This window comes from Carboxylicivirga mesophila, from assembly GCF_018271975.1.
GTDB classification, from domain to species: Bacteria; Bacteroidota; Bacteroidia; order Bacteroidales; family Marinilabiliaceae; genus Carboxylicivirga; species Carboxylicivirga mesophila.
Genome location: NZ_JAGUCN010000001.1, coordinates 226,778 through 242,849, shown reverse-complemented (window position 1 = coordinate 242,849; position 16,072 = coordinate 226,778). Strand labels below are relative to the sequence as shown.

Here is a 16,072-nt window from a genome sequence, read left to right as displayed (position 1 = left end):
ATTTTAGCATGAATAGACAAATTTTATTGTTAGGTGGCAATCAGGGCGATGTAATTGCAGCCTGTAAAAACGCCGTGGCTCTGCTATCTGAGCGTTTGGGCGCCCCCATTCTTCAATCGGCGTATTACGAGAGTGAGCCATGGGGCTTCGAGGCTTCTCAAAACTTCATCAATCAGGTGGTTGAATTCCATTCAACAATAGAAGCTACTGAATTACTAACCATTACCCAATCTATTGAGCTACAAATGGGGCGACAAACAAAAACCGGAACCCATTATGAGTCCCGGCTTATTGATATTGATATTTTATTTATTGACGATCTGCAAATTGACTTACTCCAACTAAAAGTACCACATCCCAGGCTTCACGAACGAAAATTCACGCTCCTGCCCTTGATGGACTATTGGTCAGACTTTGAGCATCCTTCTTTCAGGAAGACCATCACCCAGCTTACGCATGAGTGCCCGGATAAGGGAATTGTACAGCGTCTTTAATTATATTTTACTGCCGTATGCTAAATCGCCAGCATCGCCAATACCTGGTACAATGTATGACTTTGAGTTCAGTTCTTCATCTACTGCCCCCAGCCACAAAGTCACTGGTTCATCTTTAAACATATTCTGAACATACTGCACACCTGCTTCGCTGGCAATTAAAGAAACAATATGAACATGCTTTGGTTTTCCTTTATGCAGCAAGGCTTTATAAGCTAACTCAATGGATGTACCTGTGGCAAGCATTGGGTCACTCAAAAGAACTATTTTATCATTCAAAGAAGGCGATGAAATGTATTCAATGTGAATATCAAAATCACCCTTTTCGTTGTATTTACGATAAGCCGAAACAAATGCATTCTCGGCATGATCAAAATAGTTTAACAAACCCTGGTGTAATGGCAATCCGGCTCTTAATATGGATGCAATAACAGGTTCCTCAGTCATAACCGTTTCTGTAGCTATACCCAAGGGCGTAGTGACATCCTTTGCTGCATGAGGGAATTCTTTGCTTATTTCATAGGCCATAATTTCTCCCATACGTTCTATGTTTCGACGAAAACGCATTGGATCGGTCTGAATGGAAGTGTCACGAATCTCTGCAATAAAGCGATTAAAAATGCTTTGTTGTTGATTGAATATTATTGTTTGCATTTGGAAATTTTGCTGCAAAGTAAATAAAAAATAGGGAGAGTGACAGTGTTATTCAGCAGCATTGGGGCAAAACCGATTTAGCGCATCAATAATATAATCTACTTCAATAGCAGATAAACACTGGTGTAGCGGAATGCTCAATACAGTTTTATGCAACTCCCCTGTAATAGGCAAGTTCATATTTTTTAACTCACTGTATGCTTTTTGAAGATGCGGTGGAACCGGATAATGAATCATCGTTCCAATACCTTGATTAGCCAAATAGGCCATTAACTCATCACGATAGTGTGTACGAATAACGAATAAATGCCATGCATGATGCTTATCGTTTATCGGTTTCTTAGGAAGTGTCAGGTATTTATTATTAATGCGATTTAAGTATTCACAAGCAATAGCTCGTCTGGCATCAGTTATCGCTGATAAATCCTTTAACTTAATTCGCAGGAAAGCTGCCTGTACCTCATCCAATCGAGAGTTAAATCCCTTAAATTCATTAATATACTTCTCAGAAGAGCCATAGTTAGCCAATGAACCAACTACTTGAATAAGTTGATTATCATTTGAACTAACAGCCCCGCCGTCGCCCAAGGCACCAATATTCTTACCTGGATAAAAGCTAAAAGCTGCTGCATGGCCAAGGTTTCCACTCATTCGACCACCATAACTTGCCCCTATTGCCTGCGCATTATCTTCTATGACCAAAAGATTATTGCGCTTCGCAATAGCATTAATCTCATCCATGCCAGCTATTAAGCCATACAGATGCACCACCAAAATTGCCCTTGTTTTTGAGCTTATGTGGGCCTCAATTAATGATGAATCGATATTGAAGGTATCTGGTTCCGGTTCAATCAGCACAGGCTTCAGGTTATTATCACTAACAGCCAGGATACTTGCTATATAGGTATTAGCAGGTACAATAACTTCATCACCATCTGCTAATTGCCCTAATTCTTTATAAGCTCTGAAAATTAGCCTGAGTGCATCCAGTCCGTTACCTGTACCAATCACAGATGCCTCAATTATGGCGGATAACTCTTGGGCAAACAACTTGTTTTGTTCACCTTGCAGATACCAGCCAGCCTCCAGCACCTCACTAAAAACCCTTTGAAATTCATCGTGATAGCTGTGATTAACTCTTTTAAGTTCCAGAAAAGGTATTTGCATGAGACAATATTCGATAAATAAATTAGTTTAACTTATGAGAACGGACTAAACCATATGAGTAAGATCACAGAGCTATACCAATTAGTTACATTGCCGAAGATAACTGATTCGAGGGGAAATTTGAGCTTTATTGAAGGGAATAATCATGTCCCGTTTGAGATTTGTCGCACTTATTGGCTTTATGATATACCGGGAGCATCAGCGAGAGGCAAAGGGCATGCCTATCATACTGCTCATGAATTCATCATTCCTCTCTCCGGCAGTTTTATGGTTGACATCAGTAATGGCAAGGAGATGCGATCTGTAGAACTAAAATCACCCAATACAGGGTTATACATTAAAAACCTTACCTGGCGCATGCTTCACTCATTCACCACCAATGCAGTTGCCCTTATCTTGAGCAGTTCTGCATATCAAGAAGATGATTACATTTACGATTGGAAAACCTACAAAGCACTTGTAAACCTATGAACAGCGTTGAAGACTGCATATTAATCAACATCCCTCAAATCAATTCTGAGGCAGGCAGGCTATCTGTTGCGCAAGGTTCTAAAATGCCATTTGATGTAAAACGGGTTTATTATACCTACGACATACCCAGTGGAGCAGAAAGAGGTGGCCATGCCCATAAAGCTTTGCAACAGCTTATTATTGCAGCATCAGGCAGTTTTGAGGTTATTATTGATGATGGCCACAGTTGTAAATCTATCTTTCTGAACAAACCAAACATTGGCCTGCTGGTTAAACCAGGCATCTGGCGGGAAATAAATAATTTTAGTTCGGGCAGTGTTGTTTTGGTATTGGCTTCAGATGTATATACAGAGTCAGACTACATTAGAAACTACGAGGATTTTAAGCTGCATAAAAAATGATAGAAGTAGTCAGATACGAGAAAAGCAAAAAAGCAGAGTGGGATGAATTTATTAGCACAAGCAAGAATGGCACCTTTCTGCATAAACGTGATTACATGGAGTATCACGCTGATCGCTTTGAGGACTACTCAGTGCTTATATACAAGAAAAAAAGGCTTATTGCGGCATTCCCGGCTAATAGAAAAGAAGCAACGATTTACAGTCACCAAGGTTTGACCTTTGGTGGTCTAATTAGTGATAACAATAGTAAAACTACCGACATCTTAATTTATTTCGAAGCCCTCAACGCCTTCTTTTCATCAAATAACATCGCAAGGGTTGAGATTAGGGAACTACCGTCTATTTACTGTTCACATTTCAGCGATGAGCTCAAATATATGCTCTTTATGAACCGTGCTCAGCTTTCTGCGTGTAATCTGGCTTCGGTAATTGACTTGAAAGCTCCACTGAAGATATCCCGCCTCCGTAAAAGAAGTTTAAATAAAGCAAAAGAACATCCGTTAGCAATCGCCTTCAGTGAAAACTATACTGCCTTTTGGAATATTATGACTAAAAACATGTGGATTAAATACAAGCAGAAACCTGTGCATATTGTTGAAGAAATGCTCCACCTTAAGCAACTTTTTCCTGATAATATTAAGCTAGTTACTGCCAAACTCAACAATGAAGTAGTTGCCGGAGCTGTTATTTATATCTTCTCCAATGTTGTTAAGGTACAGTATGCACACGCTTCATCATTAGGCAAGCAAGTGGGCGCAATTGACGCCATCTATTTTCAACTTATCAATATCTTCTCTAAAAACTTTCAATACCTCGACTTCGGGCATTCTAATGAGCAAAATGGGGCGGTATTAAACCATGGCTTAATCAACCAAAAAGAAGGCTTTGGGGCCAGAAGCATAGCCAACAATACTTTTTTTTACGAATTACGATGAAGACCTTTTTTAAGTTTTTTAATACACATATAACTGCTTTTACATTTTTATTTATTGCAATCTACTACAGCGTGGTGATGTTGCAAGGTTTTGATGTGTGCGACGAAGGATTTGCACTTTCTTCTTACCAAATGGTTTTCTCGGCACCAGATTCAATTGAATACAATATGCTCTTTTGGCTAACAACCATAACAGGAGGCCTATGGTACCAATTATTTCCGATGGGAGGCATTATCAGTTTCCGTATTTTAGGTGCTGTTACATTAATGGGCACCATGTTTATTAGCTATAGAACACTTTTACCATATATTCATAAAAAGTATATCTTAATCAGCCTATTGATGTTAATGGTGAGTATGGGATTTGGTGTTGTTAATTTTAGCTACAATACACTTTCTGGCTTTCTTTCTGTAATCATCATGCTAATGCTATTTAGGGGTTTGCTAAACAATAAGTTGATGATGGTAGCCATCTCAGGTATTCTAACCGGACTAAGTATGTTTGCCAGTTTACCTACAATAACCATCGCAGCGCAATTACTCACAATATTATTCTATCAAACCATCAACAGCAATATTACCTGGAAGTCAACAATCAGGAGTGCCCTTCTATATTGTGGAGGAATCATGCTTAGTGTTTCTGCCATTATTCTATTGATGAAATACATTGGTCATTTTGATATATACAAAAAGGCAATCCAATCCATTACCAATCATGCCGTTGCATCTGATAGCAATCACAATCTACTTCTTTTGGCAAAGAAATATGCTAAAGATTACCTTCATGTAACTAAAATGGGGCTATTATGGGTGAGCTTCACTGCTGCACTGGGCTTTATTAAGCCTTTATGCAACAAAACAATTTGCTCCATTCTTTGGTATACTGCCGCTCTTTTATTCAATATTTTTGTTGTTTGGAACAATCCGATATTTATCACCTACTTTTTGGCTATAACGAGTACATTAATTTTGGCCATAAACTCCAATCAAAAGATTCAAACGAGAGTAATTGCATTCGGCGCATTCGTCACAGCATTTTTCCTTCCATTAGGAACGGATCCAGGCATTCATAGCATTGGTCATAGTTCTATGTGGGTAAGTCTTCCTTTTTTTTTCTTTGCTATCCGTCACCTGAAAGAGATTGATTTACGGATTTCATCAGCCACAACTAAAATCAGTGGTTTCATGGATACAAGCACTATTAAATTAGCTTCCATTATTTTTATAAGCGCCTTTTTTCTGGTAAAAAGCTTTCAAATTGCTAATGGCGCCTACTTTGATCCTGGTAGCAGGTTTCATAAAACAAGCCTGGTAAACTCAGACTTGTCGCAAAATATTTACACCACAATGCAAAGAGCCTCCATTATCAATCATATTTTAGAACAAACATCACAAATAGTGAAACCAAATGACTATTTACTTGTCTATGATAAGTTTCCGGTGCTTCATTACCTGACAGAAACCAGACCATATGTTTACAATCCGTGGGTTTGGGCATACGATAGCTATAATTTTAAGCAGCAACTTTTAAGAGCAGAATCGGAAATTAAAACAAAACCATATGTTATTGTCCAAAAATTTGAAACAATAATGGCATTTTCACCGCCAACTGAGGACTACTTAAACGAAAACAGGCCTGATTCCTATCTAAACAGAGCTGAAAGTCACAAAGCTTTAAAGGAATTTCTAACAAGAAATAAGTATACGCTTTATTTAGACGATGAGTATTTTTCAATCTATGAACCAGAATTATAGCCTATCAAACTATCTTAATTTCGAAGAAATCAATGTGGTTTTCTACAATTCTACCTCGAAGGGATTTAGTAACTGCTTCAATAACATAAATACCGACTATGCTACTAGGTCCATCAAGATTCTCAATTCTATCATTAATGTTATATTGAGTAAACTCACTTAACACACTAAACTCATCTGTATTCTTCAATATAACACCCTTAAAACAACCTAGTCTATCTGCACGAAGTATGAATTGAAAGATACGGGGATTAACGGTATAATTCCCTATACTAATTGGAATCCCATTCGCCAAATTAATTGCAAATCTTGTAAGATTAATACCACAAGCCAATCCGATGGTCTTTGGGATAAAGTTTCCCCCAAAACGAGGTCCTAATTCTATAAAACATATATTACCTGCATTACCAACTCTTACTTCAACATTAATTCCACCATTTTTATATCCAACTAAAGTTACAAAATGCTGTAACTGACTTATAATTTTATCATAAATACGTTTTGATATTGACGTGGGAAATAAGGTTGCAATTGGCAAACACCTTCCTCCAAATGTATTAAAAACCTGATCTCCCAAACAAGAGAATATTATTTCTCCATTCTGAACAATAACATCTCCATGAACCTGATGGTACTCTGAACTAATAAATCTCTCAACAATGACCTTCCCTTTTAATGATAAATTGACTGCAAAGGGAAGTTTTGTTTTTAATTCAGATAGACTATTTACAACTGATACTCCTTTACTTCCTGCTCTATCTATAGGTTTAACAACAACTGGAAAATCCAATGTGGTACCATCTAACTCTTCATAACAACTGACAACTTGATACGCTGGAAAAGATAACCCATTCTCTTTCTGGAATTTCCTGAACTTATCCTTATTCGCCATAATATCAACAGCCTTATAACCTGCGCCAGGCAACTGAAGCTTATCAGCCACCAAGGCAGCAGGTACTGCACCAATATCTGTACTAAAAGATATAATGGCATCAATGCCCATGTCTAATGAGAATTTAAGCATTGATTTATGATCCAATAGATCAATCAAAGCGACCTCATCTGAATAGCTATGTCCTACATTATTCACCTGATTATCACATGTAATTACATGATAGCCATTATTTTTGGCTTCAATTATTAAATCTACATGATCAAATATAGCAGGTAGAACTAGTATCTTCTTTTTTTTATCAGCAATCATTGTGTGACAAAATAAGAAAGAATTACACTTGCTAACAACAATACTAACCTATATGACTAATATTTTTGCATAAATAACGTTAGCTAGTTATAACCAACAGCATGAAAGTATTATTAATAGGTGAATATAGCAGCCTGCACTACAATTTATATCTTGGCTTAAAGGAGCTGGGGATCGAAGTCACCTTGGCTTCGAGCGGTGATTACTGGAAACAGATCCCAAGAGAAATTGACTTAAAACAACCAGAGCGACTCAAAAAGTTAGCTTTCTCTTTAAAACTAATAAAGTCAATTCCAAAGCTATCAGGCTACGATGTAGTACAAGTGATCGCACCCAATTTTCTGATGTCGCGCCCAGTTGCATCAAGCATTTATTTCGACATCCTTAAGCAGCTGAATAACAAGATATATATGTGCGCGGCAGGCATGGAGTACCACTACATCAAATATGCCTTAAGTGGACAACTAAAATATTCTGTGTTTTACAACGAAGCTATACAAAGCGATCCCTACATATCCAATTTAAAAGAACAGATCCATAATCGATCATTTAGAAACTTAGGCATCAAAGTTCCTGAAAAATGCGACGGCATAATAGCCATCTCCAATGGTTACCACATCGCCTATAGAGATGCTTTTCCTGATAAAACCCACTACATTCCTCTGCCGATTGACACCCGAAAATTTAAATACATCAGTACCATTGGGAAAAATCCATCTAAAATCAATTTCTTTTTAGGCCTGATGAAAGATCGGATGGCGTTGAAAGGAACTGACAGAATACACAATGTATTAAAATCATTAAAGGCAAAATACCCTAATGATGTCAAGTTAACGGTGGTCAATTCGGTGCCTTATTCAGAATACATTAAGTTGGTTAATAACTCCCATGTATTATGCGATCAGCTTTATGCCTATGGCATTGGCATGAATGGTTTGATAGCGCAAGCAAAAGGTCTGATTGTAGGCGGTGGTGCCGATGAAGAAATGTATCAAGCCATTGGAGAAACAAACAACCGTCCCATTATTGACCTTAATACATCAGACAATGAGATGCAACAACGGCTTGAAGTATTGCTTGACAAAAAAGACACTTTAGAGGAATGGTCACTTAATAGTCGAAAATTTGTAGTTGACAACCACGATAGTATCAAAGTAGCAAAACAATATCTGGATGTTTGGCTTCAATAAAGTTAAAAACATAATTAGAGAAGCTATCCGTGGCCAATACGATGACTTTCTTAATATTTCATTGAAGAACAGCATTCATGTTGCTATTCGATTTGTGCTAGGGATTGCACAAATAAAATTCATGTCAATCATACTGGGACCAGCTGGATTGGCAATACTTGGACAATTCTCAAGCATAATTCAGGCGACCTCTAATTTAACTGGAGGCATTTCCCATGGAGCTACGAAACTCAGCTCAGCATATCGGAATTCGCCCCTTAGAAGCAATCTGATTATAGTTAATGTAATTATGGCCATTATTGCCATCTCAATCATTTCAGGCCTTTTCATTTATCTCTTTTCTGCCCAACTATCACATTGGCTTTTCAAATCAGATGAATACATTATCTATGTCAAATTATCCTGGTTTATAATCATTGCTACCGGACTTACCAATGCACTTTTAGCTATACTTAGCGGCCTGAAACTATATAGCAATTACATCAAACTTAATATAGCATTCGTCATTTCGTCATTTATAGTTTTGATAGCTGGCATGTACCTGTGGCAGATAAATGGAGCAATGAGTGCACTCTACATTGCAGCCTTTTTCAATTTGTCTATCATTATTTATACGTGTAAGCCTCTTCTGAAAAATGCATTAAAATCAGTTAGGTTCTCAAAATACATCCATAAGAGGTTGGCTGGTTTTGCCACAATGCTAATTGTTAGCTCATGCATTGGTCCAATAACATCCATCATCATACGAAACATCATAACCGATAGCTTTTCTATTGAAATAACTGGTTGGTGGGAAGGGTTATCGCGCTTATCAAATACCTTGTTTAACATTAGCGTTTCAACCTTAGGCCTCTTTTACATCCCTAAAATATCGGAAATACACAATCCACTAAAACTACATGCTTTTATTAAAGGTGCATCAAGCATAGCTATGCCGATTATTACATTTGGCATTTGTCTGATATTTATAACAAAACATTACATCGTATATTTATTGTTTTCGCAAGACTTTGAGGGGATGGACAGCTTATTTCTATATCAGAATATTGGCGATGTTTTTAGAATCTTTAGCTGGTTTTTAGCCATAACCTTTATCATTAAGGAAAAGATTCGGATATTTATTTTCAGTGAACTTACAATGGCCTTATTACACTTAATTTTAGCTTACACCATCATTCCAAATATGGATATCGACTATGCTACCCTGCCATACATGATAAAAACTATAACCTACTTTATCATTTGTGTACTTTTGTACAGGAGATATATTTTCACCCGATCTGTTTAAAAAACAAAAAATGGCATCAATCCCAATAGTGATTAGCTTCAATGATAGTTTTGCAACACCTGCTAGCGTTTGTGTTACATCATTGCTGGCCAATGCAGCCCCTGAGACTCATTATATCATCTATGTTTTGTATGCTTCAACACGACTAAATGCAGACAAGTGCAAATCATTCTATCAGCTGGCTAATACCTACCAAAATGCTTCGGTTCAATTTATTGATGTTGATAAGGCTTTTGAAGGCGCCTATGAAGTCAGAGATGTCACCATAGAATCTTATTATCGGTTATTAATCCCCATCATCTTTAACCATCTTGATAAACTTATATACCTTGATGTAGACACTATAGTTAACACTGACCTATCTGAGTTTTACCATTCTGACATTAAAAATCACTCAATTGGTGGAATACCTGAATTTTATGGCTCGCCGGAGTTTTCACAAAAATATTATATCAATAACCTTAATCTGTCTCCTAAATCCTATATTAATGCCGGAATTCTATTGTTTAATCTAAGGAAAATTAGAAAACAATTAGATACATACAATGCTTCTATCACTCAATTAGCTAAACTAAAGCTCTTATACCAAGACCAAGATATTCTAAACCTACTGTTCAAAGGTGATATCCTTCTACTTGGACATACCTATAATTATACTTATTCAAAACTTAAAAAAGGGTTGGTAATTGCTAAACCTGCAATTATCCATTATACATTGGCAAAACCATGGAATTGTGTTAAACCTTTTGGAGATGTTTGGTGGAACTATTACAATAAATCCATCTTCTATGATGAAGAATATTATATCAACTATCAACTAAAAGCTTTTGATAGTATTGAAACCCATATTAAAACTGGCAATCAACTTAAAAATATAGGTATCTACAGATTTATTTTATTAAAGAGGATTTTTACGATTTTCTTCAAATCTTTTTTTATTAAGTTGCGGCTCCCAAAAGATTTATAAAGCTTATATATCATTTAGTACGTTTTTATGCAAGGCCGCTTTCAACATCATCCTCCATTAATTAAACTCATACTACTCTTCACAGCAGTATTGTTCTTTGGCACTATCAATACCTATGTGATGGGTCTGCTGGCTAATCCATGCTTCGGTGTTGACATTACTTCAATTGAGTCCATGCAGAACAACATCAGCTTTATGCAACTTTTCCAGATTAGCCAAAGCATCAGTTTGTTTGTGCTGCCATCGCTCCTAGCCTTCTATTTCTTTTATAAACCATTCAAAACAGGCATTACGGGTTACCATAAAATATCATGGTCCATCATCATCTTTACAATAGCATTAATTGGTATTTCTCAGCCATTTATTTCTTTTAGCGGTTGGTTGAATCATCAACTGGAGCTTCCTGACAACCTGCAGCAGGTCCAGAACTGGATGACCCAGAAGGAACACGAGGTTAAAGAGTTGACGATGTCATTAATTCGATACGATAACTGGCTGCAAGTGTCGACAACTATCTTGATGATGAGTATTCTCCCGGCCATTGGCGAAGAGTGGTTATTCAGGGGCTTACTTCAACGCGAGCTGTCAGTACTATTTAAGAATAAACATGTGGCTATTATTATCACAGCTATACTTTTCAGTGCTATTCACATGCAATTTTTAACGTTCCTGCCACGTTTCTTTTTAGGCGTTATCCTGGGCTATCTTTTTGTTTTGTCGGGTCATTTGTGGCTGCCGGTAATAGGGCATTTTGTCAATAACTTTATGGCAATAGCTGCTACATATTATTTATTGCAGAACGGCAGTAAAGAGCCTTTAGATATGCCCTTTGATAACCCGTTTGGGGTGGGAGTGGTCGTTAGCTTGTCAGCTATTATTTTTCTGCTTTACCTGATAAGGATAAGAAGCAAAGCCATTAATGATTAATGCCTATTCCAGTGGCTCCTTTTCATGCTTGCGCAGCAGATAAACAATACCATAATTGGCACATTTCATTCTTTTCTCATCCCCTTCCAGATTGTCAAAATAGTCTTCTATCTCGTTCCATATATGAAGGACAATACGGTCGGCGGCATTGCGCAGTTCAATGACTTTATCATGCATCTTTTGAGTGGTTACCAACAGGTTTTTATGATTATTATAATACTCAACAAACTTTTCATACTTTATCTTCACCATGGCGATGGAAGGGTTGTAAATACGAGAACCACCTGTCATTCCACGCTTCTCCTCTCCTTCAATAACACTTTTACCAACCAGCAATAATTGCTGTTCTGTTCCCAATTCAGGAACGGCCTTCTCCTCAATATCAAATCCATATAATTTACGAACCTCAGGTTTAATTTCTCCCCGGATAATACAGAAATTAAGCACCTGGATAAAATGAGAAACATACAAGCGGGTAATCTTAAACTGATCGCCTAACAGTTTTCCATATTTGGCTTGTCTGTCTTTACTAAAATTATATTGAGAAATAGCCTGCTCGTATTGTGGTAAGAATGATTGCAACTCAAGAAACAACTTTTGGCTAAAGGCTAAATCAAAGGGACTCAATTGCATACCTTTCTGCAAGGCAGCTTTTAAGGCCCGCAAACGAGCCTGATCTGTATTAGGAAGGCGACGATATGGCATGTTGTTTTCAGTTAAAAGAGACCTGTTCGCATCTAAAAGTAGAAAAAATAACTTCTATTAACAAATATCTACCAGTCAATGACTTTTATTATTCATCTTTTTTGCTTCATTCAATTCATCATCTAAACTCGTCTGTTTATCAGGATGAAATAATCATTCATAAAAACGATAAGTTTCGTTAAAGGTTACAGTTTTATAAAATTCAGCACTATAAACAAAAAAGAGCTGTTCATTTCAGAACAGCTCTCTTAGTATCTCTAACGACTAGGTATTAGTCTTGTAATTTAGCTTTTAAGAACTCACGGTTCAAGCGGGCGATGTTAGAAATAGAAACGCCTTTAGGACATTCTACCTCACAAGCACCGGTGTTGGTACAGTTCCCAAATCCCAGCTCGTCCATTTTTGCAACCATGTTTTTAGCACGACGTGCAGCTTCAACTTTACCTTGTGGCAACAATGCTAAGTGACTTACTTTAGCTGAAACGAATAACATTGCTGAACCGTTTTTACAGGTTGCCACACAAGCACCACATCCGATACAAGAAGCTGCATCCATAGCCTCATCAGCATCTACCTTTGGAATTGGAATAGCGTTAGCATCAGGTACACCACCAGTGCTTACCGATGTATACCCTCCCGCTGCAATAATCGTATCAAAAGCGTTACGGTTCACAATCAAATCTTTGATAACTGGGAAACCTGCCGAACGCCATGGCTCAATGGTAATTGTTTCGCCGTCTTTGAACTTACGCATGTGTAACTGACAAGTAGTTACATCATCGTCTGGTCCGTGCGGACGTCCATTGATGTACAACGAACACATACCGCAAATACCTTCACGACAGTCATGATCAAATGCAACAGGCTCATTACCATCGTTGATCAACTGCTCATTCAAGATGTCCATCATCTCAAGGAATGAGCTATCAGTAGATACTTTCTCTAATTTGTAGGTTTCAAAACGACCTTTCTCTTTAGGCCCGTTCTGACGCCAAACCTTTAGAGTCAAACTTATATTATTTTCCATTTTTCTCTGTTTAACTTATGAACAATAATGACCTAGAGATTATTTGTAGTTACGCTGAGCAACTTTTACAACTTCAAAAGTCAATTCTTCTTTATGCATTACAGGTGCTTTATCTTCACCCTGGTACTCCCAACATCCTGCGTAGGTAAACTTATCGTCCTGACGTTGCGCTTCACCTTCTTCAGTCTGGTACTCTTCGCGGAAGTGACCACCACAAGATTCTTCACGGTGTAATGCATCACGAGCCATCAAATCACCAATCTCGATGAAATCAGCTAAACGAGAAGCTTTCTCTAACTCTACATTCATACCTTCTCCTGAACCAGGAATACGCACATTGCTGTAGAATTCTTTCTTGATAGCAGCAATCTTTTCGATAGCCTGCTCCAAACCTTCTTTCTTACGAGCCATACCAACGAAATCCCACATCACTAAACCAAGTTCTTTGTGGATACTGTCAACTGAACGATTTCCTTTGATTGCTAACAACTTTTCGAATTTAGCTTTTGCTTCATTTTCAGCATCAACGAATTCTTTTTCGTCACCAGTCATGCGTGGTGTAGAAATATCATCAGCCAAATAGTTCTGAATAGTATACGGTAACACGAAGTATCCATCAGCAAGTCCCTGCATCAGAGCAGAAGCTCCTAAACGGTTTGCACCGTGATCAGAGAAGTTTGCTTCACCAGCAGCAAATAAACCAGGAACAGTTGTTTGCAATTCGTAATCAACCCAAATACCACCCATTGTATAGTGAATAGCAGGATAAATCATCATTGGTGTCTCGTATGGATTGTCATCAACAATCTTTTCGTACATCTGGAATAAGTTTCCGTAACGAGCACGAATCGCATCTTCACCTAAACGCTCGATAGCTGATTTAAAGTCAAGGTAAACAGCCAAACCAGTAGCTCCCACACCGAATCCGGCATCACAACGCTCCTTAGCAGCACGCGAAGCCACGTCACGAGGTACCAGGTTACCAAATGCAGGGTAACGACGCTCTAAGTAGTAATCGCGGTTTTCTTCAGCAATTTGTGTTGGTTTTAATTTACCCGCACGAATCGCTTCTGCATCTTCTTTCTTTTTAGGTACCCAGATACGGCCATCGTTACGCAACGACTCAGACATAAGCGTTAATTTTGACTGAAACTCACCGTGTACAGGAATACAAGTAGGATGAATCTGAGCAAAACATGGGTTAGCAAAAGCAGCACCTTTCTGGTAAGCTTTGATAGCTGCAGAACCATTTGAACCCATCGCGTTAGTTGACAAGAAGAAGGCATTTCCGTAACCACCAGTTGCCAATACCACAGCATGTCCGAAATGACGCTGGAATTCACCGGTTACCAGGTCACGTGCAATTACGCCTCGCGCTTTTCCATCAACCATTACAATGTCAACAATCTCAGTACGGGTATATAAATCAACAGTACCTGCATTTACCTGACGCATCAACGCCTGGTAAGCACCAATTAACAGCTGCTGACCAGTTTGTCCTTTAGCATAGAATGTACGACTCACCTGTGCACCTCCGAAAGAACGGTTATCAAGCAAACCACCATATTCACGAGCAAAAGGAACACCTTGTGCCACACACTGGTCGATGATGTCGTTACTTACTTCAGCCAAACGGTGTACGTTAGCCTCACGAGCACGATAGTCACCACCTTTTACTGTATCATAAAACAAACGGTGAATAGAGTCACCATCGTTAGGATAATTCTTAGCAGCGTTGATACCCCCCTGTGCCGCAATTGAGTGAGCACGACGAGGTGAATCCTGAATGGTGAAGTTTTTTACATTGAAACCCATCTCACCAAATGAAGCAGCGGCCGAAGCACCTGCCAATCCGGTTCCAACAACAATAATATCTAATTTACGCTTATTAGCAGGGTTAACCAGCTTCTGGTTGGCTTTATAATTAGACCACTTTTCAGCCATTGGCCCTTGTGGTATCTTCGAATCTAATTTCATATCTAGTTATATTTAGATGTGACTATTGATAAAAAGCAAATTGAAGGATGGCAATCAAAGAGAAGCCTAATCCTACAATCCATGCAAATGCAATTCCGATGACTGTCCAGCGCTTACGCCAGATGTTGTTACTCAATCCAAGAGTTTGGAATGCCGACCAGAAACCATGAGTCAGGTGAATGGTAAGACCAAGAGCTCCGATAACATACAGAATCACTCTCCACGACTCAGCAAACGCAGCGTTTACCAATGCATAAGTATTGTGCATTTCAACTCCGTCAATGGTAATTGATTCGGCAGCATGAGTAATTTGTAATGGCACCCAATAGTCAATTAAATGCACCACTAAAAATGCTGAAACAGTTAAGCCTAAAACAAACATGTTTTTTGAAGCCCACATAACATCTTTGGTATTGTTACCTGATGCATATTTAGCCGAACCACGTGCCTTGTTGTTTTGCGCAGTTAAAATAGCAGCGTAAATGATGTGCACAATGAAACCTGCAAACAAGACTGGCTGTAGACCATATTTAATTAATGGCAAAGCCATAAAATTGGCAGCCACATTAAACATCTGCCCGCCATCAGGCACCAGCAGCAATAAGTTTATGGAAAGGTGAATGATTAAGAACACCACCAAAAAAAGCCCTGACAAACTCATCAGTAACTTTCTTCCAATTGAGGAACCAAAAATAGTACTCATAGGAATCCCTTTTAAATTTATTTAATTGTTAAAACTAATTTGTTATTAAAGGCTGCAAATGTATGTTTGAAACCCCCTCTGGACAAATAAAATTAAAGAATTAATTCTATATTTATATCAATTCTAATTAACCATCCATTATTACATTGAATTTTATAATCTTTTTAACATTTGTTATTACAAATTAATCAAAAACTTCTCAGACTAT

At 38.0% G+C, this 16,072-nt stretch carries 16 protein-coding genes; 9 read left to right on the top strand and 7 right to left on the bottom strand.

Annotation, left to right across the window (positions count from 1 at the left end; all coding sequences use genetic code 11):
- Nucleotides 1–8: 8 nt before the first annotated feature.
- Nucleotides 9–494, top strand: coding sequence for a 2-amino-4-hydroxy-6-hydroxymethyldihydropteridine diphosphokinase (gene folK / locus KEM09_RS01035; RefSeq protein ID WP_212223985.1), 486 nt, complete (start codon nt 9–11; stop codon nt 492–494).
- Here the strand turns inward: folK and upp are convergent, their stop codons facing one another.
- Both upp and KEM09_RS01025 read right to left on the bottom strand, forming a co-directional pair.
- Nucleotides 495–1,148, bottom strand: a complete 654-nt coding sequence (gene upp / locus KEM09_RS01030; RefSeq protein WP_212223983.1) for a uracil phosphoribosyltransferase — start codon at nt 1,146–1,148, stop codon at nt 495–497.
- A gap of 48 nt (nt 1,149–1,196) precedes the next feature.
- Entirely contained in the window at nt 1,197–2,315 is a 1,119-nt protein-coding gene (locus KEM09_RS01025; RefSeq protein WP_212223981.1) for a DegT/DnrJ/EryC1/StrS family aminotransferase, read from the bottom strand.
- A 54-nt stretch (nt 2,316–2,369) separates the two neighbouring features.
- Between KEM09_RS01025 and KEM09_RS01020 the strand changes: the two genes are divergently transcribed.
- The 4 genes from KEM09_RS01020 to KEM09_RS01005 all read left to right on the top strand — a co-directional run bounded on the left by KEM09_RS01020 (nt 2,370) and on the right by KEM09_RS01005 (nt 5,876).
- Nucleotides 2,370–2,786, top strand: coding sequence for a sugar 3,4-ketoisomerase (locus KEM09_RS01020; protein ID WP_212223973.1), 417 nt, complete (start codon nt 2,370–2,372; stop codon nt 2,784–2,786).
- Nucleotides 2,783–3,187, top strand: a complete 405-nt coding sequence (locus KEM09_RS01015; protein WP_212223971.1) for a sugar 3,4-ketoisomerase — start codon at nt 2,783–2,785, stop codon at nt 3,185–3,187. The genes KEM09_RS01020 and KEM09_RS01015 overlap by 4 nt, the downstream gene beginning before the upstream one ends.
- Nucleotides 3,184–4,122 carry a hypothetical protein gene (locus tag KEM09_RS01010; RefSeq protein WP_212223969.1) on the top strand — a complete coding sequence of 313 codons (939 nt, stop codon included), beginning with the start codon at nt 3,184–3,186 and terminating at the stop codon, nt 4,120–4,122. Before KEM09_RS01015 ends, KEM09_RS01010 begins: the two co-directional genes overlap by 4 nt.
- Nucleotides 4,123–4,478: 356 nt before the next feature.
- Nucleotides 4,479–5,876, top strand: a complete 1,398-nt coding sequence (locus KEM09_RS01005; protein WP_212223967.1) for a hypothetical protein — start codon at nt 4,479–4,481, stop codon at nt 5,874–5,876.
- Nucleotides 5,877–5,880: 4 nt separating this feature from the next.
- Here KEM09_RS01005 and KEM09_RS01000 read toward each other — a convergent pair whose 3' ends face one another.
- The gene (locus tag KEM09_RS01000; protein ID WP_212223965.1) at nt 5,881–7,080 is read right to left on the bottom strand and encodes an ATP-grasp domain-containing protein; all 1,200 of its coding nucleotides are present in this window, start codon (nt 7,078–7,080) and stop codon (nt 5,881–5,883) included.
- Between the two features lie 101 nt (nt 7,081–7,181).
- Here KEM09_RS01000 and KEM09_RS00995 point away from each other — a divergent pair, with 101 nt between their 5' ends.
- Genes KEM09_RS00995 through KEM09_RS00980 form a run of 4 tightly spaced genes read left to right on the top strand, consistent with a single transcriptional unit; the run spans nt 7,182 to nt 11,452 of the window.
- On the top strand, nt 7,182–8,270 hold the full coding sequence (locus tag KEM09_RS00995) for a glycosyltransferase family protein (RefSeq protein WP_212223963.1): 1,089 nt from the start codon (nt 7,182–7,184) through the stop codon (nt 8,268–8,270).
- Nucleotides 8,254–9,558 carry an MATE family efflux transporter gene (locus KEM09_RS00990; RefSeq protein ID WP_212223961.1) on the top strand — a complete coding sequence of 435 codons (1,305 nt, stop codon included), beginning with the start codon at nt 8,254–8,256 and terminating at the stop codon, nt 9,556–9,558. The genes KEM09_RS00995 and KEM09_RS00990 overlap by 17 nt, the downstream gene beginning before the upstream one ends.
- 10 nt (nt 9,559–9,568) lie before the next feature.
- Entirely contained in the window at nt 9,569–10,525 is a 957-nt protein-coding gene (locus KEM09_RS00985; RefSeq protein WP_212223954.1) for a glycosyltransferase family 8 protein, read from the top strand.
- A gap of 27 nt (nt 10,526–10,552) precedes the next feature.
- Entirely contained in the window at nt 10,553–11,452 is a 900-nt protein-coding gene (locus tag KEM09_RS00980; RefSeq protein WP_212223952.1) for a CPBP family intramembrane glutamic endopeptidase, read from the top strand.
- Nucleotides 11,453–11,455: 3 nt separating this feature from the next.
- Here the strand turns inward: KEM09_RS00980 and KEM09_RS00975 are convergent, their stop codons facing one another.
- The 4 genes from KEM09_RS00975 to KEM09_RS00960 form a co-directional block, all read right to left on the bottom strand.
- On the bottom strand, nt 11,456–12,157 hold the full coding sequence (locus KEM09_RS00975) for a hypothetical protein (RefSeq protein WP_212223950.1): 702 nt from the start codon (nt 12,155–12,157) through the stop codon (nt 11,456–11,458).
- Between the two features lie 271 nt (nt 12,158–12,428).
- On the bottom strand, nt 12,429–13,184 hold the full coding sequence (locus KEM09_RS00970) for a succinate dehydrogenase/fumarate reductase iron-sulfur subunit (protein WP_212188972.1): 756 nt from the start codon (nt 13,182–13,184) through the stop codon (nt 12,429–12,431).
- 39 nt (nt 13,185–13,223) lie between these two features.
- Nucleotides 13,224–15,161: a fumarate reductase/succinate dehydrogenase flavoprotein subunit gene (locus KEM09_RS00965; RefSeq protein ID WP_212223948.1), complete on the bottom strand. Its 1,938-nt coding sequence runs from the start codon at nt 15,159–15,161 to the stop codon at nt 13,224–13,226.
- 22 nt (nt 15,162–15,183) lie between these two features.
- On the bottom strand, nt 15,184–15,864 hold the full coding sequence (locus KEM09_RS00960) for a succinate dehydrogenase cytochrome b subunit (RefSeq protein ID WP_212223946.1): 681 nt from the start codon (nt 15,862–15,864) through the stop codon (nt 15,184–15,186).
- Nucleotides 15,865–16,072 lie beyond the last annotated feature (208 nt).

Excerpts from the sequence above, each read along its gene's own strand:
- KEM09_RS01015 (WP_212223971.1), top strand. The coding sequence starts at position 2,783 with ATGAACAGCGTTGAAGACTGCATATTAATCAACATCCCTCAAATCAAT.
- KEM09_RS01020 (WP_212223973.1), top strand. The coding sequence starts at position 2,370 with ATGAGTAAGATCACAGAGCTATACCAATTAGTTACATTGCCGAAGATA.
- folK (WP_212223985.1), top strand. The coding sequence starts at position 9 with ATGAATAGACAAATTTTATTGTTAGGTGGCAATCAGGGCGATGTAATT.
- KEM09_RS01025 (WP_212223981.1), bottom strand. The coding sequence starts at position 2,315 with ATGCAAATACCTTTTCTGGAACTTAAAAGAGTTAATCACAGCTATCAC.
- KEM09_RS00965 (WP_212223948.1), bottom strand. The coding sequence starts at position 15,161 with ATGAAATTAGATTCGAAGATACCACAAGGGCCAATGGCTGAAAAGTGG.
- KEM09_RS00990 (WP_212223961.1), top strand. The coding sequence starts at position 8,254 with ATGTTTGGCTTCAATAAAGTTAAAAACATAATTAGAGAAGCTATCCGT.
- KEM09_RS00960 (WP_212223946.1), bottom strand. The coding sequence starts at position 15,864 with ATGAGTACTATTTTTGGTTCCTCAATTGGAAGAAAGTTACTGATGAGT.
- upp (WP_212223983.1), bottom strand. The coding sequence starts at position 1,148 with ATGCAAACAATAATATTCAATCAACAACAAAGCATTTTTAATCGCTTT.
- KEM09_RS01005 (WP_212223967.1), top strand. The coding sequence starts at position 4,479 with ATGGGATTTGGTGTTGTTAATTTTAGCTACAATACACTTTCTGGCTTT.
- KEM09_RS00995 (WP_212223963.1), top strand. The coding sequence starts at position 7,182 with ATGAAAGTATTATTAATAGGTGAATATAGCAGCCTGCACTACAATTTA.
- KEM09_RS00980 (WP_212223952.1), top strand. The coding sequence starts at position 10,553 with ATGCAAGGCCGCTTTCAACATCATCCTCCATTAATTAAACTCATACTA.
- KEM09_RS01010 (WP_212223969.1), top strand. The coding sequence starts at position 3,184 with ATGATAGAAGTAGTCAGATACGAGAAAAGCAAAAAAGCAGAGTGGGAT.
- KEM09_RS00970 (WP_212188972.1), bottom strand. The coding sequence starts at position 13,184 with ATGGAAAATAATATAAGTTTGACTCTAAAGGTTTGGCGTCAGAACGGG.
- KEM09_RS00985 (WP_212223954.1), top strand. The coding sequence starts at position 9,569 with ATGGCATCAATCCCAATAGTGATTAGCTTCAATGATAGTTTTGCAACA.
- KEM09_RS00975 (WP_212223950.1), bottom strand. The coding sequence starts at position 12,157 with ATGCCATATCGTCGCCTTCCTAATACAGATCAGGCTCGTTTGCGGGCC.
- KEM09_RS01000 (WP_212223965.1), bottom strand. The coding sequence starts at position 7,080 with ATGATTGCTGATAAAAAAAAGAAGATACTAGTTCTACCTGCTATATTT.